The sequence below is a fragment of the Phenylobacterium sp. LjRoot225 genome, assembly GCF_964252855.1.
In the GTDB taxonomy this organism is placed as follows: Bacteria; Pseudomonadota; Alphaproteobacteria; order Caulobacterales; family Caulobacteraceae; genus Phenylobacterium.
In genome coordinates, this window is record NZ_CAXUPL020000003.1 from 52,786 (window position 1) to 73,943 (window position 21,158).

At 69.5% G+C, this 21,158-nt stretch carries 25 protein-coding genes; 14 read left to right on the top strand and 11 right to left on the bottom strand.

Annotation, left to right across the window (positions count from 1 at the left end; translation table 11 throughout):
- Positions 1-25: 25 nt before the first annotated feature.
- From ACSQ2B_RS15330 to ACSQ2B_RS15340, 3 genes are all read left to right on the top strand, one after another.
- Positions 26-187, top strand: a complete 162-nt coding sequence (locus ACSQ2B_RS15330; protein ID WP_436051128.1) for a hypothetical protein — start codon at positions 26-28, stop codon at positions 185-187.
- Between the two features lie 98 nt (positions 188-285).
- Positions 286-1,275 carry a cysteine synthase A gene (cysK, locus tag ACSQ2B_RS15335; RefSeq protein WP_436051130.1) on the top strand — a complete coding sequence of 330 codons (990 nt, stop codon included), beginning with the start codon at positions 286-288 and terminating at the stop codon, positions 1,273-1,275.
- A gap of 142 nt (positions 1,276-1,417) precedes the next feature.
- A complete protein-coding gene (locus ACSQ2B_RS15340; RefSeq protein WP_436051132.1) occupies positions 1,418-1,828 on the top strand; it encodes a very short patch repair endonuclease in 411 nt (136 codons plus the stop codon).
- 105 nt (positions 1,829-1,933) lie between these two features.
- Here ACSQ2B_RS15340 and ACSQ2B_RS15345 read toward each other — a convergent pair whose 3' ends face one another.
- The 6 genes from ACSQ2B_RS15345 to ACSQ2B_RS15370 form a co-directional block, all read right to left on the bottom strand.
- Entirely contained in the window at positions 1,934-3,238 is a 1,305-nt protein-coding gene (locus ACSQ2B_RS15345) for a nucleotide disphospho-sugar-binding domain-containing protein (protein WP_436051134.1), read from the bottom strand.
- 8 nt (positions 3,239-3,246) lie between these two features.
- A complete protein-coding gene (locus ACSQ2B_RS15350) occupies positions 3,247-3,867 on the bottom strand; it encodes a TetR/AcrR family transcriptional regulator (RefSeq protein WP_436051135.1) in 621 nt (206 codons plus the stop codon).
- Positions 3,868-3,933: 66 nt separating this feature from the next.
- A complete protein-coding gene (locus ACSQ2B_RS15355; RefSeq protein ID WP_436051137.1) occupies positions 3,934-4,407 on the bottom strand; it encodes an OsmC family protein in 474 nt (157 codons plus the stop codon).
- Positions 4,407-6,194, bottom strand: coding sequence for an acyl-CoA dehydrogenase C-terminal domain-containing protein (locus ACSQ2B_RS15360; RefSeq protein ID WP_436051139.1), 1,788 nt, complete (start codon positions 6,192-6,194; stop codon positions 4,407-4,409). Before ACSQ2B_RS15360 ends, ACSQ2B_RS15355 begins: the two co-directional genes overlap by 1 nt.
- 42 nt (positions 6,195-6,236) lie before the next feature.
- Positions 6,237-6,707: a MerR family transcriptional regulator gene (locus ACSQ2B_RS15365; protein ID WP_436051140.1), complete on the bottom strand. Its 471-nt coding sequence runs from the start codon at positions 6,705-6,707 to the stop codon at positions 6,237-6,239.
- A gap of 91 nt (positions 6,708-6,798) precedes the next feature.
- Positions 6,799-7,572: an AraC family transcriptional regulator gene (locus tag ACSQ2B_RS15370; RefSeq protein WP_436051142.1), complete on the bottom strand. Its 774-nt coding sequence runs from the start codon at positions 7,570-7,572 to the stop codon at positions 6,799-6,801.
- Positions 7,573-7,682: 110 nt separating this feature from the next.
- Here ACSQ2B_RS15370 and ACSQ2B_RS15375 point away from each other — a divergent pair, with 110 nt between their 5' ends.
- The gene (locus ACSQ2B_RS15375) at positions 7,683-8,471 is read left to right on the top strand and encodes a class I SAM-dependent methyltransferase (RefSeq protein WP_436051144.1); all 789 of its coding nucleotides are present in this window, start codon (positions 7,683-7,685) and stop codon (positions 8,469-8,471) included.
- An 85-nt stretch (positions 8,472-8,556) separates the two neighbouring features.
- Here ACSQ2B_RS15375 and ACSQ2B_RS15380 read toward each other — a convergent pair whose 3' ends face one another.
- Both ACSQ2B_RS15380 and ACSQ2B_RS15385 read right to left on the bottom strand, forming a co-directional pair.
- The gene (locus ACSQ2B_RS15380) at positions 8,557-8,739 is read right to left on the bottom strand and encodes a hypothetical protein (protein WP_436051146.1); all 183 of its coding nucleotides are present in this window, start codon (positions 8,737-8,739) and stop codon (positions 8,557-8,559) included.
- 9 nt (positions 8,740-8,748) lie between these two features.
- On the bottom strand, positions 8,749-9,009 hold the full coding sequence (locus ACSQ2B_RS15385) for a hypothetical protein (protein WP_436051147.1): 261 nt from the start codon (positions 9,007-9,009) through the stop codon (positions 8,749-8,751).
- A 277-nt stretch (positions 9,010-9,286) separates the two neighbouring features.
- Here ACSQ2B_RS15385 and ACSQ2B_RS15390 point away from each other — a divergent pair, with 277 nt between their 5' ends.
- Together ACSQ2B_RS15390 and ACSQ2B_RS15395 are read left to right on the top strand one after the other, a co-directional pair.
- Entirely contained in the window at positions 9,287-9,871 is a 585-nt protein-coding gene (locus tag ACSQ2B_RS15390) for a DUF7700 domain-containing protein (protein WP_436051149.1), read from the top strand.
- A gap of 137 nt (positions 9,872-10,008) precedes the next feature.
- Complete coding sequence (locus ACSQ2B_RS15395) at positions 10,009-10,326, top strand: hypothetical protein (protein WP_436051151.1); 318 nt, start codon at positions 10,009-10,011, stop codon at positions 10,324-10,326.
- Between the two features lie 20 nt (positions 10,327-10,346).
- Here the strand turns inward: ACSQ2B_RS15395 and ACSQ2B_RS15400 are convergent, their stop codons facing one another.
- Positions 10,347-10,943: a TetR/AcrR family transcriptional regulator gene (locus ACSQ2B_RS15400; protein ID WP_436051152.1), complete on the bottom strand. Its 597-nt coding sequence runs from the start codon at positions 10,941-10,943 to the stop codon at positions 10,347-10,349.
- Between the two features lie 250 nt (positions 10,944-11,193).
- On the opposite strand from ACSQ2B_RS15400, the gene ACSQ2B_RS15405 reads away from it, so the two are divergent.
- The 7 genes from ACSQ2B_RS15405 to ACSQ2B_RS15435 are packed head-to-tail and all read left to right on the top strand — an operon-like array spanning position 11,194 to position 17,711.
- Positions 11,194-11,700, top strand: a complete 507-nt coding sequence (locus ACSQ2B_RS15405; RefSeq protein WP_436051153.1) for a VOC family protein — start codon at positions 11,194-11,196, stop codon at positions 11,698-11,700.
- A 59-nt stretch (positions 11,701-11,759) separates the two neighbouring features.
- Complete coding sequence (locus ACSQ2B_RS15410; RefSeq protein WP_436051154.1) at positions 11,760-12,941, top strand: hypothetical protein; 1,182 nt, start codon at positions 11,760-11,762, stop codon at positions 12,939-12,941.
- A 10-nt stretch (positions 12,942-12,951) separates the two neighbouring features.
- Positions 12,952-14,169, top strand: coding sequence for a sulfotransferase family protein (locus ACSQ2B_RS15415; RefSeq protein WP_436051155.1), 1,218 nt, complete (start codon positions 12,952-12,954; stop codon positions 14,167-14,169).
- On the top strand, positions 14,166-15,170 hold the full coding sequence (locus tag ACSQ2B_RS15420) for an alcohol dehydrogenase catalytic domain-containing protein (protein ID WP_436051157.1): 1,005 nt from the start codon (positions 14,166-14,168) through the stop codon (positions 15,168-15,170). Before ACSQ2B_RS15415 ends, ACSQ2B_RS15420 begins: the two co-directional genes overlap by 4 nt.
- A gap of 5 nt (positions 15,171-15,175) precedes the next feature.
- Complete coding sequence (locus ACSQ2B_RS15425) at positions 15,176-15,817, top strand: sugar phosphate isomerase/epimerase family protein (RefSeq protein ID WP_436051158.1); 642 nt, start codon at positions 15,176-15,178, stop codon at positions 15,815-15,817.
- Complete coding sequence (locus ACSQ2B_RS15430; protein WP_436051160.1) at positions 15,817-16,908, top strand: Gfo/Idh/MocA family protein; 1,092 nt, start codon at positions 15,817-15,819, stop codon at positions 16,906-16,908. The genes ACSQ2B_RS15425 and ACSQ2B_RS15430 overlap by 1 nt, the downstream gene beginning before the upstream one ends.
- An 11-nt stretch (positions 16,909-16,919) precedes the next feature.
- Positions 16,920-17,711 carry an SDR family NAD(P)-dependent oxidoreductase gene (locus ACSQ2B_RS15435; RefSeq protein ID WP_436051162.1) on the top strand — a complete coding sequence of 264 codons (792 nt, stop codon included), beginning with the start codon at positions 16,920-16,922 and terminating at the stop codon, positions 17,709-17,711.
- Here the strand turns inward: ACSQ2B_RS15435 and ACSQ2B_RS15440 are convergent.
- A complete protein-coding gene (locus ACSQ2B_RS15440; RefSeq protein WP_436051164.1) occupies positions 17,708-18,505 on the bottom strand; it encodes an AraC family transcriptional regulator in 798 nt (265 codons plus the stop codon). The genes ACSQ2B_RS15435 and ACSQ2B_RS15440 overlap by 4 nt on opposite strands.
- 285 nt (positions 18,506-18,790) lie before the next feature.
- Here ACSQ2B_RS15440 and ACSQ2B_RS15445 point away from each other — a divergent pair, with 285 nt between their 5' ends.
- Positions 18,791-20,056 (top strand): amidohydrolase family protein, encoded by a 1,266-nt coding sequence (locus ACSQ2B_RS15445; RefSeq protein ID WP_436051166.1) that lies wholly within the window; start codon positions 18,791-18,793, stop codon positions 20,054-20,056.
- A 270-nt stretch (positions 20,057-20,326) separates the two neighbouring features.
- Here ACSQ2B_RS15445 and ACSQ2B_RS15450 read toward each other — a convergent pair whose 3' ends face one another.
- Positions 20,327-21,067: a hypothetical protein gene (locus ACSQ2B_RS15450; RefSeq protein ID WP_436051168.1), complete on the bottom strand. Its 741-nt coding sequence runs from the start codon at positions 21,065-21,067 to the stop codon at positions 20,327-20,329.
- Between the last annotated feature and the right edge of the window lie 91 nt (positions 21,068-21,158).

The window sequence follows — 21,158 nt, forward strand, 5'->3', positions numbered from 1 at the left end:
ACGATCGGCAGAAGGCTGATGAGCCATGCGGAACAACGAAACGGGAGGCGGCGGGGTCGGGCTGAAAGTCCTTCTCGCGGCGGCCGCGGCGGCGGCGATCGCCATCGGCATGGCCCTGCCCGTGCCGCATCGGCGCGATACGGATGTGAAGTCGCAGTTCGACACTTTCGAGATCGACGCGCGTTGATTTAGGATCGCGACGAGCCCCTGCCGACAGAGCTTCCAAATCCGACCGGAAAGCTTAGGTTTGGCCGCGAAGGGCTCTACTCGACGAAAGATCCATCCATGGACGCGACCCCCGACAAGATCTACGACGCCGCGCGCTACAAGCGCGCCGGCCGGGGCAAGATCTACGACTCCATCATCGACACCATCGGCGACACGCCGCTGGTGCGGCTGCCCAGGCTCACCGCGGCGCTGAAGCCGAAGGGCGAAGTGGTCGCCAAGCTCGAATTCTTCAACCCGATCGCCTCGGTGAAGGACCGCATCGGCGTGGCGATGATCGAATATCTCGAAGCCAAGGGCCTGCTGAAGCCCGGCGGGGTGATCGTCGAGCCGACCAGCGGCAACACCGGCATCGCCCTGGCCTTCGTGGCCGCCGCCAAGGGCTACCGGCTGACCCTGGTCATGCCCGAGAGCATGTCGATCGAACGGCGCAAGATGCTGCTCCTGCTGGGCGCCAAGCTCGAGCTGACCCCGCCCGAACGCGGCATGGCCGGCGCGGTCGCCCGCGCCAAGGAGCTGGTCGCCGCCACGCCCGGCGCGGTGATGCCGCAGCAGTTCGACAACGCCGCCAACCCGCTGATCCACCGGGTCTCCACCGCCGAGGAGATCTGGAACGACACCGAAGGCCGCGTCGACGCGGTGGTCTCCGGCGTCGGCACCGGCGGCACCATCACCGGCGTCGGCCAGGTGCTGAAGGCCCGCAAGCCCTCGGTGCGGATGATCGCGGTCGAGCCCGAGGCCTCGCCGGTGCTCTCCGGCGGCAGCCCCGGGCCGCACAAGATCCAGGGCATCGGCGCGGGCTTCGTGCCCTCGATCCTCGACCGCGGGATCATCGACGAGGTGGTCCAGGTCACCAACGACGACAGTTTCGCCATGGCCCGGCGCGTCGCCCGCGAGGATGGCATCCCGGTCGGCATCTCCTCCGGCGCGGCGCTCACCGCGGCCTTCGACGTCGCCAGCCGTGACGACATGGCCGGCAAGCTGATCGTCGCCATCATCCCCAGCTTCGCCGAGCGCTACGTCTCGACGATGCTGTTTGACGGTCTCTGATCTGCTCAACCCCGCTCATCCCGGCGCAAGCCGGGACCCAAGCGGGGCCAGTGGCTCAAGCTCCGTCGATGGCGTCGCTCGCTGCGCCCATGCGGCGTTTCGGCTTGGGTCCCGGCCTTCGCCGGGATGAGCGGCATCTAAAATGACCGACGTCTTCGACAAGGCCCAGCGCTCCGCCGTGATGCGGCGGGTGAAGGGTCGCGACACCAAGCCCGAGATGATCGTGAGGCGGGCGCTGACCAGGCTCGGCGCCCGCTATCGCCTGCACCGCAAGGACCTGCCGGGCTCGCCAGACGTCGCCATGCCGGGGCGAAAGCTCGCCGTCTTCGTCCACGGCTGCTTCTGGCACGGCCACGACTGCGCCCGCGGCGCCCGGGTTCCCCAACAGAACCGCGACTACTGGACCGCCAAGGTCGCCAGGAACCGCGCCCGCGACGAGAAGAACCGCACGGCGCTGGCGGCGATGGGCTGGCGGGTGGAGACGGTCTGGGAGTGCGAGCTGAAGGACGCGGCGGGGTTGGAAGCACGGCTGAGGGCGCTGCTCGACGCCTGACGGCTAGAGCTTTCGGCGGTTCGAATGAGCCGCCGAAAGCTCATAAGGTCTTGAAGTTAGACCATTCGCTACGCCGAACCGGCGTCCACTTCGGCGGCGAATGGTCTAGGCCGGCGTCAGCGCCTGCGCGCCGGCCTGGGCTTCCAGCAGCTCGACGACCGGCGAGGCCTGCGCTTCCGCGCGCACCGCGTGACCCAGGCGTTCGGCGGCTCCCCTGAAACCAGGCTCCTCCAGCAACCGGCGCGCCGCCTCGGCGATCTCGGCGACGCTGGCGCCCGGCGGAAGGCTCAGGCCGGCGCCGCGCTCGGTGACGCGCCGGGCGTTGTCGTCCTGGTCCCGGCCGTGCGGGATGACAAGGCTGGGCAATCCCTGGGCCATGGCGCGGATCAGGGTTCCGTGCCCGCCGTGGGTGACGACGACAGAGGCCTCGCGCATCACCGCCACGTGCGGCGCATGGCGCACGACGACGGCGTTCGCACCCGGCGACAGCTCCGCGGGATCGATGGTCTCGCCGGTGGTCAGGAGCACGCGCACCGGCAGGGCCGCAAGCGCATCCAGCACCCGTTGCAGCACGCCGACGTGGTCCTGGTAGCTGGTCGAGAAGCCGACCAACACCAGCGGGCGCGGATCCTCCCGCCAGGGGGACGCCCAGTCTGACGCGCCAGGCGGATCGGAGATCTGCGGTCCGACGTAGCGCACCCAGGCGGGCCGGTCCTGCCAAGGAAAGTCGAAGGCTTCGCTGGCGCCCAGCAGCAGAGGCGCGCTCGCCGCCTGCAGCTGGTCGGCCAGATGGGCAAGCGGCTTGAGGCCGAGTTGGGCGCGCGCGGCGTTCAAGGCCGGCAGGCCGCTGTCGAGCAGCTGAGCAACGCCGGCGCGGACCTGCGCCAGCATCTCCCGCTCCGCCTCGGCCCTGGCAGGCGGCATGCCGCCGCCGAACGGCGGGGAACCTGGCAAGGGGAGGAAGCAGATGTTGGCGGTCAGCGCCACCACCGGCTGGTCCAGGCGCTCGCAGCAGGCCAGCACGCCCATCAGCATCTCGGAGGTGACCACCAGGTCGGCGGGCCGCCTGGCGAGCTCCGCCGTCAGGTCGTGGGCGTAGGCCAGCGCAGGGCCGGCCATGATCTCTGAGATCAACCGGCCGATCGCCTCGGCCGGGCTCTTCGCTTCCCAGTCGCGCACCGGACAGGATTCCGGCGAGCGGTCGCGCCGGCTGGGCGCGCGCGTCCAGGCGACGAAGTCGACCCCGGCCGCACTGCAGTCGGCCGCTTGGCAGGCTTCGCCCATGATACGGACCGTGTGGCCGCGCGCCTGCATCTTCCGGGCGACGACAATCATCGGCAGCAGGGTCCCGCCGCCCTCCCAGGTGGCGAGCAGCAGGTCGAGCGGACGGTCGGCGGGATTGACGGACATGGGGTCTCCTATCGCCCGGAGGTTTTGAGATCGCGCAGGATGGCTTGCGCCATCCCAAGGATGGTGGCCCGCGTCTGGTCGGCGGAACGGCCCATGTCGCGCCGCAGCAGGTTCCAGACGTAGACGTCGAGACTTGCGACGATGGCGTCCAGGGCGGCTTCGCGCGCCGGCGCGTCGAGCCCTTCGATCCAGGGCTCGGTGACCTCAGCCACCCATTGGCGGTGATGCGCCCGGCCGAGCGCCAGAAGCGGTTGGAGCGCCGGGTGTCTCGCCTCCTGCGCCAGCAGGCGAACCAGCATGTCGCCGGTGCTTTCGTAGTCGGTGCAGAGATTGGCGACGGTGGTCTCGATGTCGCCGCGCGGCAGGCCGCGGGCGCTGCGCACATCCAGCTCCACGAGCTCCGCCACGGCTTCCAGAAGTCCAGGCTTGCCGCCGAACCGGCGGATGACCGTCTGGACGCTGACGCCGGCGTCGCGGGCCACCTGTTCGAGGGTGATGTCCTCCAGCCACTGCTGGCGGAGCGCTGTCAGGAAGGCGCCCACGATGCGCTGGCCGGTGATTTCGGCTGCTTCGGCGCGGGCGCCCTGGCGGTACTCGCGGCGGATCGAAGAGGGTGACGCGGAATTCATGTTAGATAGGCTAACGTGAATATCACCGCTCTGCAAGTTTGATGTTAGTCGGACTTACATCAAATATCACGCGCTCGTCGGGCAAGGCTCCACGACGATCTCGGTCTTCACCGAATTGGCGATGAAACAGGCCTCGTGGGCCTCGTGGTGCAGGTGGTCGAGCTCGGCCGGATCGGGCGTGCGGCCGGCCCAGTCGATCGTCGGGCGCAAGGCGACGCGGGTGACGGCGATGCGGCCCTCGGGGTTCTTCTCCATCAGGCCCTCGGCCTCGTCGCGGTAGCGGGTCACGACGAAGCCCGCCAGCCGCGCCACATGCAGGAAGCTCAGCATGTGGCAGGCTGAGATCGAGGCGACCAGCATCTGCTCCGGATCGACCGCGCCTTCCTCCGCCCATTTGTTTCCGACCACATGGGCCGAGGCGGTGCCGCGCACCCTGGGCCCCGGCTCGAACATCACCGAATGGCCGCGCCCGTAGCGGCCGTTCGGGAAGTCCTCGCCGTCCTCGAGCACCCAGTCGATGTTGGCCCGGTAGAGGGCCATCAGAAGGCCTCCGCCGGCAGGGTCATCATCAGCTCCGCGCCGGCCTTCAGCTTGGCGAGCCTGGATCCGCTCTCCGGCAGGACCCGGGTCAGGTAGTAGCGGCCGGTGATCAGCTTGTTGGCGTAGTAGGGGTCGGTCTCGCCCGCAGCGATGCGGGCTTGCGCGGCCTCGGCCACCTGGGCCCAGGCGAAGGCCAGGCCGGTCAGGGCGAAGAGGTGCAGATAGTCGGTCGAGGCGGCGCCGGCGTTGTCCGGATTGGCCAGGCCGTTCTGCATCAGCCACATCGTCGCCTCCTGCAGCTCGCCCTTGGCCTGCGCCAGCCCCTCGAGGAAGGGCTTCAGCACCGTGTCGCCGTCGTGGGCGGCGACGTAGGCGTCGATGTCGGCGAAGAAAGTCATCACCGCACGGCCGCCGTTGGCCGCCAGCTTGCGGCCCACGAGGTCCAACGCCTGCACCCCGTTGGCGCCCTCGTAGATCAGCGCGATGCGGCTGTCGCGCAGGTGCTGGCTGGCCGCGACGGCCTCGGTGAAGCCCGCGCCGCCGTGCACCTGCATGGCGTCCGAGGCGATCAGGAAGCCGCGATCGGTCAGGAAGGCCTTCAGCACCGGCGTCAGCAGGGCCATGTAGTCCTCGCCCTTCTGGCGCGTCGGCTCGTCGGCGGCGCCCTTCGCCAGATCGCCGTGCAGCGCCGTCCACAGCAGGAGCGCGCGGCCGCCCTCGATGATCGCCTTGGCCTCCATCAGCATGCGCCGCACGTCAGGATGCACGATGATCGGGTCGGCCGGCCCGTCGGGGTTCTTCGGCCCGGTCAGCGACCGGCCCTGCAACCTGTCCTTGGCGTAGGCCGCGGCCTCCTGGTAGGCGGCCTCGGCCTGGGCCAGCCCCTGGACGGCGACGCCGATCCGGGCCTCGTTCATCATCACGAACATCGCCGGCAGGCCGCGGTTCTCCTCGCCGACCAGCCAGCCCGTGGCCTCCTCGTGGCTGATCACGCAGGTGGCGTTGCCGTGGATGCCCATCTTCTCTTCGAGGCTCAGGCACTTCACGGCGTTGCGCGCGCCGGGATTGCCGTCAGCGTCGGGCAGGAACTTGGGCACGATGAACAGGCTGATGCCCTTGGTCCCGGCCGGCGCGCCCTCGATGCGGGCCAGCACCAGGTGGACGATGTTCTCGGTCAGGTCGTGCTCGCCGGCGGAGATGAAGATCTTCTGGCCGCTGATCTTGTAGCTGCCGTCGCCCTGCGGGACCGCCTTGGTGCGCAGCAGGCCGAGGTCGGTGCCGGCGTGCGGTTCGGTCAGGTTCATGGTCCCCGACCACTGGCCGGAGGCCAGCTTCGGCAGATAGAGCTGCTTCTGCTCCGGCGAACCGCCGTTGTTGATCGCCGAATAGGCCCCGTGCGTCAGGCCCGGATACATGGCGAAGGCCATGTTGGCGGCCGAGGACATCTCCGAGACGGCGAGGTTGACCACCGCGGGCAGCCCCTGGCCGCCGAACGCCGGATCCGCCCCGAGCCCCGGCCAACCGCCCTCGACGAACTGGGCGTAGGCCGCCTTGAAGCCGGTCGGCGTGCTGACGGTAAAGTCCGGGCTCCACTGGCAGCCTTCCTTGTCGCCGACGCGGTTCAAGGGCGCCAGCACTTCGCTGCAGATGCGGCCGGCTTCCTCCAGCACCGCCTCGACCGTCTCGATCGAGGCGTCGGCGAAGGCCGGCAGGTTGGCGTAGCGCTCGATCTTCAGGACGTCGCGCAACAGGAAGGTGAAATCGCGCACCGGCGGCTGATAGGTCATGGAGGCTCCCGTCGCTGGGAAAAGGCTGGGCCGTGAACGGCTTCAGCCGTGCTCGGCGCCGTCGAGGTGTCGGCGCAGCATCTGGTCGTAATCCGCGGCGCGCGGCAGAAGATCCGGCCGCTTGTCCGCCAGCCGCTTCTCGAGGCCGGCGATGCCTTCACGCAATTCGGCGATCGCCTCATCGAGGTCCGCCCGCTGCTTTTCCAGCTCGACCAGCTTGTCGCGAAACTTGCGCAGCGACAGGGCGTTCTGCTCCACCCCGCCGTCGCCGACCTCATAGAGGTCGAGCAGTTCGCGCATGTCGATCAGCGACAGGCCGAGCCGTTTGCCGCGCAGGATCAGGGCGAGGCGGGCGCGGTCCTTGTGCGAATAGACGCGGTTGAGGCCCTGGCGCGCCGGCGCCAGCAGCCCCTTGTCCTCGTAGAACCGCAGGGCGCGCGGGGTGCAGCCGAACTCCTGGCAGAGCTGGCGGATGGTGTAGGTGCGGCTGGGGCGGCGCAGATCCGTCGACATGAGGTGATCCTCGGGCGCATCGAACAGGCGCCCACCCTACGCCGGTTGACGTTTACGTCAAGATACACTTGGGGAAACCGTGCCGGGGACGTTATCGCCGGCGAAATTCCCGCGGGCTCTTGCCCGTCAGGCCCCGGAACGCCCGGGCGAAAGAGCTCTGGCTCTCGAACCCGACCGCGGCCGCGACCTCGCCGATCGACGCCTCGCCGGCGTCGAGCAGGGCGGCGGCGGCGAGCAGCCGGGACCGACGTCGATACTCCTCCCAGCTCATGCCGATTTCGTGGCGGAAGCGGCGGCCCAGGGTCCGCTCCGACAGGCCCGCCGCCCGGCACGCCGCGCCGATGTCGCCGTCCCTCAGGTGCGCGCGGGTGTAGGCCATGGCCGCCTGCAGCCGGGGCTCGCGCGCCGTGGGCAGGCTGAGCGGGGTCTCCTCGACGATCCATTCCGCGCAGAGGCGGACCAGGGCGGCGAAATAGGCGCGGCCGGTCGCGTCCTGCGGCGCGGTCAGCGGCCAGCGCATGGCGCCCTGCACCATCTCGCGCATCAGCGGCGAGACCTCGACGATCCGCACCCTGTCGCCGGTCGGCGGCACGGTGTCGCGCCCGAACAGGATCGAGCCGGAGCGCACCCGATGCAGGCTGGTGCGGTGGGCCACGCCGGCCGGGATCCAGGCCGCCAGACTGCGCGGCAGCAGGTAGCGGGCGTGGGCGTCCTCCACCTCGATTGCGCCGTCGAAGGCGTACTGCAGCTGGTGCATGTCGTGGCTGTGCCAGGGGCAGTCCAGGTCATAGTCGTCCTGGACGATCGCGCCCGCCGCGGGCCGGCGGCTCGGATCGACGAGGGTCTTGAGCGGCGCGTCAGGCATCGGCGGTCCCAGGATCGCTTTGGCGGCTCCGGCGCGAAACATGGCCGATGGCGGCGAGACGGTCAAAGCCCGCCGGCGCATCCTCGGGTTCGATTTCGAAGGAGGCGACCATGCCCGACCTGGCCGACCAGAACGCCCGCGTGCTCGACCAATTCCGCCAGCAGGCGGACGCCTACGCCGCCCTCGTCAACACCGCCCCCCTCAACACTGGCGGCGCGGCGAAGGATCCGCTGATCGAGGCCCTCGCGCCCGCGCCGACGGACCGGGTGCTGGACGTTGGCTGCGGCTCCGGCCAGTTCGCCGTGGCCATCGCCCCCCACGTGGCACAGGTGGCGGGCGTCGACCTGACGCCCGAGATGCTCGCCAAGGCGCGCGACCAGCAGGCCAAGGCCGGCGTCGCCAACATCGACTGGAGGCAGGCGGATTCGACGGCCCTGCCGGTGGCCGACGGGACCTTCGACATCGTCACCAGCCGGTCGATGCTCCACCACGCCGCCGATCCGGCCGCGACGCTCGCGGAGATGCGCCGCGCCTGCGTCCCCGGAGGACGGATCGCCGTCCTCGACCTGACGCCCGCGCCCGACAAGGCGCCGGCCTTCGACGCCGTGGAGCTGCTGCGCGATCCCTCCCACGCCCGGGCCCTGACCGTCGCGGAACTGCGCGCCCTGGGCGCCGGGCTGGGCCTGCAGGAGCTGGAGGTCCGCCCCCGCGCGACGGATCTGCCGCTGGAGATGACGCTGGCGACCTCGTTTCCGCCGCCGGGCGTGCTGGAGCGGGTGCGCGCCCTCTATGCCCGCGACGCCGCCGGCGGGGCCGACTGCTTCGGCCTGAAGGCGCGGGTCCAGGACGGCCAGATCTGGGTCACCTATCCGATGACGCTGGTGCTCTGGCGACGCTGAGGATCGACCGATGAAGGTCCGACTGCATGACGCCGGCGAGATCGACGCGAGCTTCCACCCGAAGGCGGGCCGAGCCTCGGCGTCCCTATTGCCCGCCGCCCAGCGGGCTCGGGGCGCGGGCGGCGCGACGGGCGTGGGTGCGCTCGCGCTCCTCCATCATCCGGCCGTTCTCCGCCTGAATGTGGACGATGTCGGTTTCGAGCTGGGCGAGGCGAAGCTTCAGATAGGCGTTTTCGCGCTCGAGCTCGGCGACGGTGCGCTCAGCCATGGAGGGTCTTCACGAGCGCCCGCCGGCGGCGCGAGGGTTGGCGGCCGCGAGCTGATGGGCCACCGGCACGTCGCCCGGCATCGACAGCACCCGCGCCGAACCCCCTTTGGCTTCCACCGTACGGGCGCCGAAACAGGCGGCTTCGATGGCCTGGTTGCGGCTCAGATAGTCGCCGTAGAAGACGTCGTTCTTGTTGACGTACCAGACGCCCGAGCGTTCGCCGGTGCGGAAGGTGTAGGTTCGGGTCGGGCCGCGCGGAATGAGGGTCAAACGCGCGCACCTGCGAAGGAGGCGATCAAGGACAGGACTGGCATGAGGGATCTCAAGGGCCGCCATGTCGGAATTGATCGACCGCTTGGCTGGCGGCACACGCCCGACGGCGTCGCGCCGCCACAATGGGCCTTCGAGGGCGAATAAGCCAGCGCTTCGTCGGGCCGGCCAAGCTTACATCCGTATTTGCGATTCAAAATTCCCAATGTAGAATTCACCCAGAGCCCGCCAATAGAGCCGGGCATGATCGCGGTGGATTGCCGAACGGGAGAGAAAAATGAGTGAGGTCGCGACCCCTTCAAAGCCGGAGAAGACCGTTTCCGTGGTCCGCGGCCAGCTTCACAAATTCATGCTGATCCCGATCATGGCGCACAACGCCGAATGGTTCGAGGCGGGCCCGGTGACCTTCGCGGTCGAGGGCCGGGTGCTCGGCGACAAGACCGGCAAGGTCGGCGAACGCGGCGCCAGCATCCACGTCTTCAGCGCCGACCGATCCGAGGAATATGCGCGGTTCGACTGTTTCGAGAAGGTCCCGCACTACCACTACATTCTCAACGCCGAGCAGCAGAACATCGTCTGGGGCTATGACCCCGAGATCAATGGCCCGATGCTGCCCTGGGCGCTCAGCGCCATCCGCACCCGACTGCCCAGCATCCTGCGCCGGGCCGGGGCGACCGCCCTGGCCGCCCGGGTGGAGGCGGAGGGCTTCGACGTCGCCGTGCTCGACAAGGTCGAACAGGCGATGCGGGCGGCCTGGGACCGGACCTTCCCCGGGACCGACATGGTCGAGGAAGGCCGCGACTGGTATAATCGCTGGAAGAAGATCCACCCGCAGTTCAACACGGTGACCGACGAGGTCTGACCGGCGGCTGATCCGCGGTGCGCGGCGGCGCAAATTAACGTGTCGCGATCCGGTCACAATTCCAGGCCCGGGATGCAACTTCGGCCGCGCCGTAGCGTTGGCTTGGGAGTGTCCCTCGTACCTGAAGAACGGCGACCGTGAGCGACGACGATACATGCAGCGCTGAACAGCGCGCGGCGCTGGAACCTCCGGGAACCTACGCGAACCAAGTCTTCCTGAACGTCATCGACGGGATGATCCGGATCAGCTTCGGCCTGAAGGCCGGCGGCCACATCAAGTACACCGAGGCGGTCACCGTCAGCCCGGGCCTGGCGCTGGCCCTGCGCGCGCTGATCGAGACCTACGTCAAGCCGCCGGCGGATGCGGAGCGGACGGAGGAGCGGAGGGAGACAAAAGAGCGGATCGAGCTGGACCCCGCCAAAGAGATCCGCTCCTTCAGATCAACACCCCACTGACCGCCAGGCCTTCTGGGCGGTCAGCCGACGATCGGACCCAGCTGCGGGTTCGCGCCGATGCCTTCGCGGACGAAGTCGTTGATCGCCGCACGGATCTCCTCCTCGCTCGCCAGGCCGGGCGGGAAGATCCAGTCCTTGAACATGACGCAGGCCAGGACGGCGGCGAAGGACACCCGCACCATCAGCTTGGGGTCCACCTTGAAGGGACCGGTTAGCCGGGCGCTCATGGTGGCGGCGCCGCGGTCGAAGTATTCGCGCAGGCTGCCGATCGCCGAGACGCCCTCGGCGGCGTCCGGATCATAGGCTTGGGCGACGATCAGCGAGGTGAGCATCTGGGCGTTCTCGCCGACGAACCGCTGCAGCTCGTCGATGTAGAGGGCCGTGGTCTTGCGCACCGTCTCGATGTCGCCGTCGAGCATATGGCTTTCGACGAAGCTGGCGAGTTGCTGCTCAAGCGGTTTGAATATGGCTTCGCGGAACAGGTCGGCCTTGGAGGCGAAGTAGCGGAACAGCTGGGCCTCGGTGACGTCGGCCCGCCGGGCGATGGCCGCCGTCGTCGCACCGGCGTAGCCGCAGCGGCGGAACTCCTCGCCGGCCGCCTGCAGGATCCGGTTCATCAAGTCCTCGGACGAGCGCCGCTTGCGTCGCGCGGGCGGCGGAGCCTCGGCCGTCTGGAGCTTGGTCTTCGGCAACGCAGGTCCTTTTTGAGCTGGTGGATGGAGCATATCGGCGACCCGCCGGCCGCTGTCGAATGGATTATCGGCGAGGTTCGGGCTTGCGGCCCGCCTCGATCGAGTCATAAGATAGTATTCACTATCTAACAAGGACGTGAGCGGGCGCCGAACGCCGCTCGGGAGGATGACGACCATGAAAGAGGCTCTGAGCCGGCCCGACGCCACCTACGGTTCGGGACTGTTCCGCAACGACCACTTCCAGATCGCCTATGCGACCACCGACCTGGACCGGGCCCTCGCCCTGTTCGGCGAGCGCTTCGGGGTGAAGGAGTTTCGCAGCATGGACGGCGACCTCGCGGCCGGCGGCAAGATCCGTATGCGGATCGGCTGGGCGGGCGGGGTCATGTACGAGCTGCTGTGGGCCGAAGGGCCGGGCTCGGAGGTCTTCCGTCATGGCCTTCCGGCCGAAGGCTTCGCCATCACCCCGCATCACCTGGGCTACTACGTTCCCACCGCCGAGGCCTGGGACGCGGTGCAAGAGGAGATCGCCGCGGCGGGCTTCAAGGTGCTGCACAGCACCGACGTCCCGGGCTTCCTAAAGGCGATCATCGTCGAGGCGCCCGGCTTCGGACAGCTCCTCGAGTACATCCTGCCTGAGGCGGGCGGGCTGCAGTTCTTCGAGACCGCGCCCAGCAACTGATCTCCGCGCGAAGCGCGCAACTCCGAACAGCTCATGACCCGCCCGGTGGAGAACCGACGATGGCCGAACAGATCGCCCCGAACATTCTCGATTACCTGAAGGATGGCGTCGACGAGGCGCTCAGCCAGATCGCCAACAGCTGGCGTCCGGACGACCCGGACTATCGCGCCGACATGTACCGGCAGATCATGATGATGCTGTCGTACGGCTACTTCGCCTACTTCCACGCCGACGCCGAACACCCCGATTGGTCGCCGCTGTGGAACCCGGTCTACACGCTGCAGCCGAACCCGGACGATATCTACTATTACGCCCCGATCCGCGGAGACCTGACCTATCGGGTGTCCGGCGACCGCGGCACGGTGAAGATGGTCACCTTCAACACCCAGCGCGGCATTTCGGGGATGATCGACGACGTCTCCGAGGTCGGCGGCTACAACGACCTCGACGACCGCGACCTGCAGGTCGGACCCAATGGCGAGCTGGAGATCATCTTCAGCACCGAGCGCCCCGCCGGCTACACCGGCAACTGGTCGAAGCTGGCGCCCGAAGCCAATGTCATGATGGTCCGCTTCCGCAGCTACGACTGGGCGGGCGAGCGCAATCCCGACCTGTCGATCGAATGCCTCGACAAGGTCCCTCTGAAGGCGCGTCTCACCTCGGACGAGATCCTCGAGCGGATCCGGCAGATCGCCAAGATGCCGGGGCGGGCGACCAAGCTGTTCTTCGCCATGCAGAACGGGGTGAAGGAGCGCGTCGGGATCAACGTCTTCGAGCCGGTCCGCTACCAGGGCGCCCTGTCGAAACAGGTCTACTGGCCGGCGGTGTTCGAACTGGAGGACGGCGAAGCGCTGATCATCGAGACCGAGCTGCCTGACGTCCGGCCCTACTGGAACATCCAGCTCAACGACCCCTATTTCAACGCCGTCGAATACGTCTACCGGCTGTCGAGCACCAACGGCGCGATGGCCAAGATCAGCTCGGACGGCAAGCTGCGCGCGGTGATCGCGCTGGAAGATCCGGGCGTCCCCAACTGGCTGGATCCGGCCGGCTTCAAGCAGGGCACCATCTACGGCCGCTGGTACGACTGCGACTCGAATCCCACCCCGATCATCAAGCGGGTCCCGCTGGCCGAGCTGCGCAAACACCTGCCGGCGGACACGCCGACGGTCACGCCCGAAGAACGCGACGCCGAACTGCGCGCCCGCATCCGCGCGGCCCAGCGCCGCCGTCGCTGGTGAGCGACGCGCCATGACCATGACCCTGGAGGCGGGCTTCGCCCCGCCCGACACCTTCGCCGACACCTTCGACCTGGCGCACGAGCTGGCGGCCCGCGACGCGGGGGCGTCGGACTTCGGCGACGACGACTATCGCTGGGGACTGCGCGTCCTGCTGCAGTCGATGGACTACGACCCGGTGTTCACCGAGTTCGGCCGCCGCATCGCCTGGGGCATGGTGGTGCGCACCCTCGCCGCCCGGGCCTCGGCGATCCGGTCCATGGCGGAGAACCCGGGCTTCGATCGCCACCCGGTCAAGGCGCCCGTGGTCATCACCGGCATCCCGCGCACGGGCACGACCGCCCTGCACAAGCTGATGGCGGTCGATCCGCAGTTCCAGGGGCTACAGGGCTGGCTGATCGACGCCCCGATGCCGCGCCCGCCGCGGGAGACCTGGGAAGGCCACCCCCTGTTCCAGGCGGCGGTGGAGCGGCTCAACGCCCGGTTCGCCGCGACGCCCGACATGCGCGCCGCGCACAACATGGTGGCCGAGGAGGTCGACGAAGACCTGGGCGTGCTCGGCCAGAGCTTCATGTCGAACATCTGGACCTGCGCCTGGTCGTCGGCCAGCTACGACGTCTGGTGGCGGACCCAGAGCGAGCGGCCGGCCTATCTGTATTTCCGCCGCGTGCTCCAGCTGATCGGCAGCGGCGAGCCGGAAAAGCCCTGGCTGCTCAAGAACCCCGGCCACATCGCCAACCTCGACCTGCTGTTCGAGACCTTCCCCGACGCGCGGGTGATCCAGACCCACCGCGACCCGGCCAAGGCGGTGCCCTCGCTCTGCGGCCTGCTCGCCAAGAACCACCCGGTCATGGAGGTCGGCCGCGAGGTGCTGTGGGCGAAGATCCTCGGGATCCGCGAGACCGAGAAATGGGCCAAGGCGATGCGTGACGCCGAACGCACGCGCCAGCTCCATCCCGACCAGGTGGTCGACGTGGTGCATGGCGACTTCCACCGCGACCCGATGGGCGTCGTCCGCGACATCTACGACTTCCTGGGCCTGGAGCTCACGCCGCAGGTCGAGGCGGCGATGCGGCAGCGGATCGCCGACGATCCGGAGCGCGCCCACGGCCAGCACCAGTACGACGTGACGAAATTCGGCCTCACGGAGGACGAGATCCGCGAACGCTTCGGCGACTACATCGACCAGTTCGACCTGAGGCCAAAGTCCGCCAAGGAGACCATCCGATGAGGGCCGCCGTCTTCAAGGGAGCCGGCCAGCCGCTGGCGATCGAGACCCTGGACGATCCCAAGCCCGGCCCGGGCGAGGTGATCCTGAAGGTCCACCGCTGCGGCATTTGCGGCACCGACCTGCACCTGACCTCCGGGCACGCCTTCGACTTCCAGCCCGGCACGGTGCTCGGTCACGAATATTCCGGCGAGATCGTCGAGGTCGGGTCCGGCGTCGAGGGCTTCAGGACCGGCGACATCATCACCGCGGTGCCGTCGGTGGGCTGCGGCCACTGCGCGGCGTGCGCCGAAGGCAATCCGGTGCTCTGCCACGAGACCAAGCCGGTGTTCGGCGGCTACGGCGAATACCTGAGGGCGCCGGCCTCCGCAGCGGTGAAGCTGCCGAGCACGCTGTCGCTGGCCGACGGCGCCCTGGTCGAGCCGCTGGCGGTGTCGCTGCACGCGCTGCGGCTCGCGACGATGCGGCCGGGCGACAAGGTGCTGGTGCTGGGCGGCGGCGCTGTCGCCCTGACCACCATCTACTGGGCCAGGCGACTGGGCGCCGGCCGGATCGTCGCCGCCTCGCGGTCCGAGCGCCGCGCCGCGCTGGCGCTGGAGATGGGCGCCGACGCCTTCGTCCAGTCCGGCGACGCCGAGGTCGCCGAGGTCAGCGAGGCGCTGGGCGGATCGCCCGACATCGTCTTCGAATGCGTCGGGGTCCCCGGCATCATCCAGAAGGCGATCGCCCACGTCCGGACCTATGGCCAGGTGCTGTCGCTGGGCTTCTGCATCGATCCCGACACCATCATGCCGGCGATGGCCGCGCTGAAGGCGGTGAAGCTGGGCTTCCCGGTCGGCTACGCCCTGCGCGACTTCCAGTACTCCGCCGAGACCCTGCACGCCGGCCGCGTCGACCCCGCGCGGATGATCTCCTCGACGGTCTCGCTGGAGCAGCTGCCCGCCACCTTCGAGATGCTGCGCGGACCGAACACCGAGACCAAGGTCCACGTGGCGCTGAGCTGACCCGGATGACCCGCTATCCGCTCGGCGTCGTCGAACATGCTTTTAACCCGGACGATTCTGTCCGCGCCTCGGTGCGGGCGCACGACCTCGGGTTCGAGCACATCGACGTGCGGTTCGGCGTCGATCCGGAGACGCTCGCCCTGCCGGTGGGCTGTTTCACCGCGGCGCCGGGGCCGCAGCCCGGCCGCACGACAACGCCCGCGCCGTCGCAAGGCGAGGGGCGATGGGAGCTGGCGGTGCGCAAGTTCCGCGAAGCGCCGGGCTGCCTGATGGAGCCCTGGGCCGGCTCGGTGGTGAACTCGGTGGAGACGGCCCGCGCCATGATGGCCGAGGTCCCCGGCCTGCGGCTGCTGGTCGACACCGGCCATGTCGCCGACTGGGGCGGCGACCCGCTGGAGATGCTGCAGTTCGCCGACCACATCCAGCTGCGGCAGGGCCGGCCCGGCTGCAGCCAATTGCACGTCGACGACCCGACCGGCGTCGTCGACTTCCAAGCCGTGCTGCGCCGGCTCGACGCGCTCGGCTACCGCGGCCTGCTGTCGGTCGAGCACTTCGACAGGCCGGAGCTGGGCCTGAGCCTCGACGACCCCCTGAGCTGGGCGATGGATCTCGCGCGCCACGTGCGCGCCTTGATGAGTGAACGCTGATGACTGGAACAAACGCCTCCGCCCCGCCCGCCGCCCTGGTGGTCGGCACCGGCTTCGGCTGTCGCATCCATATCCCGGCTCTGCGGGCCGCCGGCTTCGAGGTCGCGGGGCTGGTGGGCGCGGATCCCGAACGCACCGCCCGGCGCGCCGCAGCCAATGGCGTGCCCCAGGCCTTCACCGACCTCGACGAGGCGATCACCCGCACCGGCGCCGTGGCGGTGACCATCGCCACCCCGCCGAACAGCCACGGCCCGCTGACCCTGACGGCGGTGGCTCGCGGCTGCCACGTCATCTGCGAGAAGCCGTTCGCCAAGGATGTCGCGGAAGCGCGCGCCATGCTCGCCGCGGCCGAACGCGCCGGGGTCACCCATCTGATCGGCAACGAGTTCCGCTGGCTGCCCGAACGCGCGATCGTCGCCCGCGCCATCGCCGATGGGCTGATCGGCGAGCCCCGGTTCATGACGCTCAGCCAGTACATGCCGATGATCGCCGATCCCGAGGCGAAGATGCCGCGATGGTGGTTCGACCCCGAGGCCGGCGGCGGCTGGCTGGGCGCCCAGGGGTCGCACATCGTCGACCAGGTGCGCACCTGGCTGGGCGACTTCGCCTCGCTGAGCGCGGCCCTGACGATCGTCTCCGCCCGCCAGAGCGTGGCGGAGGACTCCTATGTCCTGCGCTTCCGGATGGCCAATGGCGCCGAGGGCGTCGTGCAGCAGACGGCGGCCGCCTGGGGCCCGTCCGCCACCATGGTCCGGGTGGCCGGAACCCAGGGCACGGTGTGGGTCGAGGGCGCCGACGTCTGGCTGGCCGATCGCGACGGCGTCCGCCAGCTCCCCATCCCCGCCGATCTCGAACTTCCGCCGCCCCCGCCAGCGGACAGCGACGATCCCCGCAAGCGGTTCTCGCACTTCGAGCTCGGCCCCTACACCCGCCTGTGCGAGGCGCTGCGGGCGGCGGTCGACGGGCGGACGCCGTCGAGCGCGGTCCCGCTGCCGACCTTCGCCGACGGGGTCGCCGCCATGGAGGTGCTGGACGCGATCCGGGCCTCCGCCGCGAGCGGCGGGGCGCTGATGCAGGTCGGCGACCGCTGAAGGCCGCGATAATGCCTGACCTCGCCCCAAACCTCCTCGACCTCACCGGCCGCGTCGCCATCGTCACCGGCGGCGGGACCGGCATCGGCGCGGCCACGGCGAAGCTGCTGGCCCAGCACGGCGCCCAGGTGGTGATCGCCAGCCGCTCCGCCGACGAACTGGCGCGAAAGGCCGCCGAGATCGGCGAGGCCGCCGGCGGCCGCTGCCTCGCGGTTCCAACCGACGTGAAGGACGAGGCGCAATGCGTCCGCCTGATCGAGCGCACGCTCGAGGCCTTCGGCCGGATCGACATCCTGGTGAACAACGCCGGGGGGACCCGCATGGGGCCGCTCGCCGACCTGCCCACCAAGGGGTGGGACGCGAGCTACGACCTCAATGTCCGCTCGGCCTATTTCTGCACCCGGGAAGCCGGCCGCCACATGATCGCGCAGCGGTCGGGCGCGATCGTCAACGTCTCTTCGGCGGCCGGGATCAACGGGGTCAAGGGCGGCGCCCACTACGCCTCGGCCAAGGCGGCCCTGCAGATGTTCACCAAGGTGACCGCGGCGGAATGGGGTCCCCACGGGATCCGCGCCAACTGCGTCGCCGTGGGCCTGGTCGCCTCCGAGCGCGCCGTCGAGGCCTGGAAGGTGGCGGGCCTCGATCCCCAGGCGGCCGCGACGAGCACGCCGTTGCGCCGGCCCGGCCGGCCGGACGAGGTCGCCAGCGGCATCCTCTTCTTCGCCAGCGACGCAGCCTCCTACATCACCGGCCAGACGCTCGCGATCGACGGCGGCCCGCCGATGGGCGGTATCGACGTCTAGCGGGGACGAAATTCGCGCGGGCTTTTCCCGGTCAGGTCCTTGAACGCCCGGGCGAAGGCGCTCTGGCTTTCGAACCCCACCTCGGCGGCTACGTCGCCGATCGGCGTGCGCGCGTCGCTGAGCAGGGCTGCGGCGGCGATCAGTCTCGCCCGGCGCCGGTATTCGTCCCAGCTCATGCCGAAGCTGCTGCGGAAGCGCCGCCGCAAGGTCCGCTCCGAAAGGCCGGCCGCCACGCAGGCCGAGGCGACGTCGCCATCCTTCAGATGCGCGCGGGTGTAGGACATCGCGGCCTCCAGCTGGGGCTCCCGCGTGGTGGGCAGCTGGAGCGGCGCCTCCTCCTTGATCCATTCCGAGCACAGGTTGGCGAGCGCCGCGAAATAGGCCTGGCCGGTTTCGTCCTGAGGCTGCGTCAACGGCCAGCGCATGGCGCCCACCACCATCTCGCGCATCAAGGGCGAGACCTGGATGATGCGAACCCGATCGCCGGCCTCGGGGATCATGTCCGGCGAGAACAGGACCGAGCCGGACCGGACGCGATGCAGGCTGGTGCGATGGACGACGCCCGCCGGGATCCAGATCGCGCGGGTCCGCAGGCACAGATAGCTGGCCTGCCGGTCCTCCACCTCGATGGAGCCGTCGAAGGCGTATTGCAGCTGGTGCATGTCGTGGCTGTGCCACGGCGTGTCGAGGTCGTAGTCGTCCTGCGGGATGGCCCCGGCCCTGGGGCGGTGGGCCGGATCGACCAAGGTCACGAACGGATTGATGGGCTGGTCGGGGAAGGGCTTTGCGAGCATCGGGCGTCTCGATCCGGCCGTTTGGCCGTTGCTGCACAAAACATGGCCGTCAGCGGGGAGACGGTCAAGGCCGCAGGAGTCAATATGGGTCTGGTAAGGGCAGGTGTGGGCCGCACGTCGATCGGAACGGTCGTCGTCGCGACCCATTCTGTTCTGGGATAGACCGGCGAACCGGGCCCCAGGGCAGAAGGTCTGAGCGTCGCAAGGGCGCCTGTCATGGAACAACGGCGTGAGCGACTGGGCCCGGAGCGGCCGTGGCGCCCGCGCCGAGCCTAGGAGGAAGTCATGGCTGACGACAACACCACTGAACTCGCACAGTCCGCGAAGAAGTACTGGAGCGCCGAGGGCTACACCCCGGGCGGCGTGATCCGGGAAGTCGACTACAAGACCCAGTCGACCGGGCTCAATCCGGCGCTGGCCGGCATCAAGATCGTCGACTGCGACACCCACATCACCGAGGCGCCCGACCTCTTCACCTCGCGCGCGCCGGCCAAGTTCAAGGACAAGGTCCCCTATTGCCGCCGCGTCAACGGCGTCGACAAGTGGTTCGTGGGCGACCGCGACTTCGGCTCCTTCGGCGGCAACGTGATCCGCAAGGACAACAACAAGCTGCTCGGCCGCCTGGCCTTCCCGACCCTCGAAGAAGGCCACCCCGGCGCCATCGAGACCAAGGCGCGGCTGCAGGCGATGGACGACATGGGCGTCTACGCCCAGATCTGCTACCAGAACTCGGGCGTCACCCAGGCCGGTTCGCTGATGTCGCTGGGCGACAACGAACTCGGCGTCGCCATCCTGCAGATGTACAACGACGCGGCCGCCGAACGGCAGGTCGAGTCCGGCCAGCGCCTGTTCACCCTCGGCCACCTGCCGCTGTGGGACAAGGCCGCCATGGAAGCCGAGGCCCGTCGCTGCCTCGACATGGGCATCAAGGGCTTCGTCCTGCCCGACACCCCGGAACGCCTGGGCCTGCCGTCCTTCCTCGACGACTACTTCACCCCGCTGCTGGAGATGTGTGAAGCCTCCGGCGCGCCGATCAACTTCCACCTGAACGCGGCGATCGATCCCAACACCCTGACCTGGCAAGGCTTCGCCTTCGAGCAGACCCTGTCGGTGGTCGCCACCATGTTCTCCATCGGCAACGCCGCGACGCTCGGCAACTGGATCGTCAGCGGCCGTCTCGACCGTCACCCGAAGCTGAAGATCGGCCTGATCGAAAGCGGCATGGGCTGGGTGCCCTTCGCCCTCGAAGCGCTGGAGCACCAGTTCGACGAGATGCTGCCGTCGAAGTCGAAGATCCTGCAGCGCCGGCCGTGGGACTATTGGCGCGACCACTTCTGGTGCACCTACTGGTTCGAAAGCGTCGGCCCGAAGCTGCTCTTGGAAACCATCGGCGTCGACAAGGTGCTGTTCGAGACCGACTTCCCGCACCCGACCTCGCTCTACCCGGGCGTCCAGGACCACATCATGGACACCCTGGGCGGCTACGACGACAGCGTGAAGAAGAAGGTCCTCGAGACCAACGCGGTCAAGCTCTACAACCTGCCGTTCTAAGCGCAGGGCAAGTCTCCGAGACTGCGAAGGGCCGCCGCGAGGCGGCCCTTTTTGCTGCGGGCTGCACAGGATCAGGCCGGCCCGCGAAAGAACGGCCCTTAAGTGCATGGGGGCAGGCTTGCTCTGGCTTTCGGCTTGCTCAAGGACGGCCCGCAGGGCCGCCGCGTAGCGGTCGCGCCTCCGGCGCGATCCTTGACCAAGCCGAAAGCCAGAGCTCCAATCTCGCCATGGCCCTTAAGGGTTTTCAGCATTCTGCGAATGCAGGACGGTCTAGCCGGAGTTCAGGCCGGGCGATCCGGCCCGAAGCTCACTGGCCTGAGGCTCGGCGGCGGCCGGCGCCGCGCCCGGCGGATCCAGCCCTCGCAGCCGCAACAGCGGCGCGCCAGCGGCTCCGCCGGCGATCTCCTCCTCGGCCCAGGCCTCCTGGGCCAGGCGCGGCCAGTCCGGCGCCAGGCCCAGGTCCTGGCAGATGCGCGCGATGAGCTCGCTGACCGGCTTGCGCGAAAGGTCGCCGTAGATGTCGTCGTGCTCCAGCCGGTCCCAGGCCTCTTCGGCTGCCCGGTCGACCTCGGCCTGGTCGTCGAAGGCCTCGGCGATCACCCGCCCGACGATGCGCTCGACCCGGCCCTTGCGCTCGGCCGCCTGCGCCGCGGCCGTCCGCGCGGCCTCCGCCAGTTCGCCCTTGCGCGTCCGCGCCGCGACATCGTCCAGCGCCTGCAGCTCCTTGAGCACCCGGCCCTGCAGGGCGACGCTGAGGCGCACCGCCCGCGAGACCCGCCCGTAGGCCAGGGCCAGCGCGCCCAGCCGCTCGGCGGCCGCGTCCGGCGCCTCGGGCGCCGCGGCCTGGGCCGCCGTCGCCTGCTGCTCGATGGCCAGCGCCAGGTTCAGCCCCGCCTCCGCCAGCCGCCCCAGCATCGCCAGCTGCGCCGCCATCACCCCCCGCGCCGCCTCCGCGCCCCCGGCGTGGGCCGGGTCGCTGGCGGGATCGGAGAGGGATTCGGGCTCGGCCATACGTGAACAAGCAGGGAACGATTTGGCGGGTTGGTCAAGGCTCCAGCGGGCGGCGCGCCATGGGCGCCCTCTAGGGATGAGACGACCCGTG

Coding starts and splice junctions, on each gene's coding strand:
- ACSQ2B_RS15330 (WP_436051128.1), top strand. CDS start 26: ATGCGGAACAACGAAACGGGAGGCGGCGGGGTCGGGCTGAAAGTCCTT.
- cysK (WP_436051130.1), top strand. CDS start 286: ATGGACGCGACCCCCGACAAGATCTACGACGCCGCGCGCTACAAGCGC.
- ACSQ2B_RS15340 (WP_436051132.1), top strand. CDS start 1,418: ATGACCGACGTCTTCGACAAGGCCCAGCGCTCCGCCGTGATGCGGCGG.
- ACSQ2B_RS15345 (WP_436051134.1), bottom strand. CDS start 3,238: ATGTCCGTCAATCCCGCCGACCGTCCGCTCGACCTGCTGCTCGCCACC.
- ACSQ2B_RS15350 (WP_436051135.1), bottom strand. CDS start 3,867: ATGAATTCCGCGTCACCCTCTTCGATCCGCCGCGAGTACCGCCAGGGC.
- ACSQ2B_RS15355 (WP_436051137.1), bottom strand. CDS start 4,407: ATGGCCCTCTACCGGGCCAACATCGACTGGGTGCTCGAGGACGGCGAG.
- ACSQ2B_RS15360 (WP_436051139.1), bottom strand. CDS start 6,194: ATGACCTATCAGCCGCCGGTGCGCGATTTCACCTTCCTGTTGCGCGAC.
- ACSQ2B_RS15365 (WP_436051140.1), bottom strand. CDS start 6,707: ATGTCGACGGATCTGCGCCGCCCCAGCCGCACCTACACCATCCGCCAG.
- ACSQ2B_RS15370 (WP_436051142.1), bottom strand. CDS start 7,572: ATGCCTGACGCGCCGCTCAAGACCCTCGTCGATCCGAGCCGCCGGCCC.
- ACSQ2B_RS15375 (WP_436051144.1), top strand. CDS start 7,683: ATGCCCGACCTGGCCGACCAGAACGCCCGCGTGCTCGACCAATTCCGC.
- ACSQ2B_RS15380 (WP_436051146.1), bottom strand. CDS start 8,739: ATGGCTGAGCGCACCGTCGCCGAGCTCGAGCGCGAAAACGCCTATCTG.
- ACSQ2B_RS15390 (WP_436051149.1), top strand. CDS start 9,287: ATGAGTGAGGTCGCGACCCCTTCAAAGCCGGAGAAGACCGTTTCCGTG.
- ACSQ2B_RS15400 (WP_436051152.1), bottom strand. CDS start 10,943: ATGAACCGGATCCTGCAGGCGGCCGGCGAGGAGTTCCGCCGCTGCGGC.
- ACSQ2B_RS15405 (WP_436051153.1), top strand. CDS start 11,194: ATGAAAGAGGCTCTGAGCCGGCCCGACGCCACCTACGGTTCGGGACTG.
- ACSQ2B_RS15410 (WP_436051154.1), top strand. CDS start 11,760: ATGGCCGAACAGATCGCCCCGAACATTCTCGATTACCTGAAGGATGGC.
- ACSQ2B_RS15415 (WP_436051155.1), top strand. CDS start 12,952: ATGACCATGACCCTGGAGGCGGGCTTCGCCCCGCCCGACACCTTCGCC.
- ACSQ2B_RS15420 (WP_436051157.1), top strand. CDS start 14,166: ATGAGGGCCGCCGTCTTCAAGGGAGCCGGCCAGCCGCTGGCGATCGAG.
- ACSQ2B_RS15425 (WP_436051158.1), top strand. CDS start 15,176: ATGACCCGCTATCCGCTCGGCGTCGTCGAACATGCTTTTAACCCGGAC.
- ACSQ2B_RS15430 (WP_436051160.1), top strand. CDS start 15,817: ATGACTGGAACAAACGCCTCCGCCCCGCCCGCCGCCCTGGTGGTCGGC.
- ACSQ2B_RS15435 (WP_436051162.1), top strand. CDS start 16,920: ATGCCTGACCTCGCCCCAAACCTCCTCGACCTCACCGGCCGCGTCGCC.
- ACSQ2B_RS15440 (WP_436051164.1), bottom strand. CDS start 18,505: ATGCTCGCAAAGCCCTTCCCCGACCAGCCCATCAATCCGTTCGTGACC.
- ACSQ2B_RS15445 (WP_436051166.1), top strand. CDS start 18,791: ATGGCTGACGACAACACCACTGAACTCGCACAGTCCGCGAAGAAGTAC.
- ACSQ2B_RS15450 (WP_436051168.1), bottom strand. CDS start 21,067: ATGGCCGAGCCCGAATCCCTCTCCGATCCCGCCAGCGACCCGGCCCAC.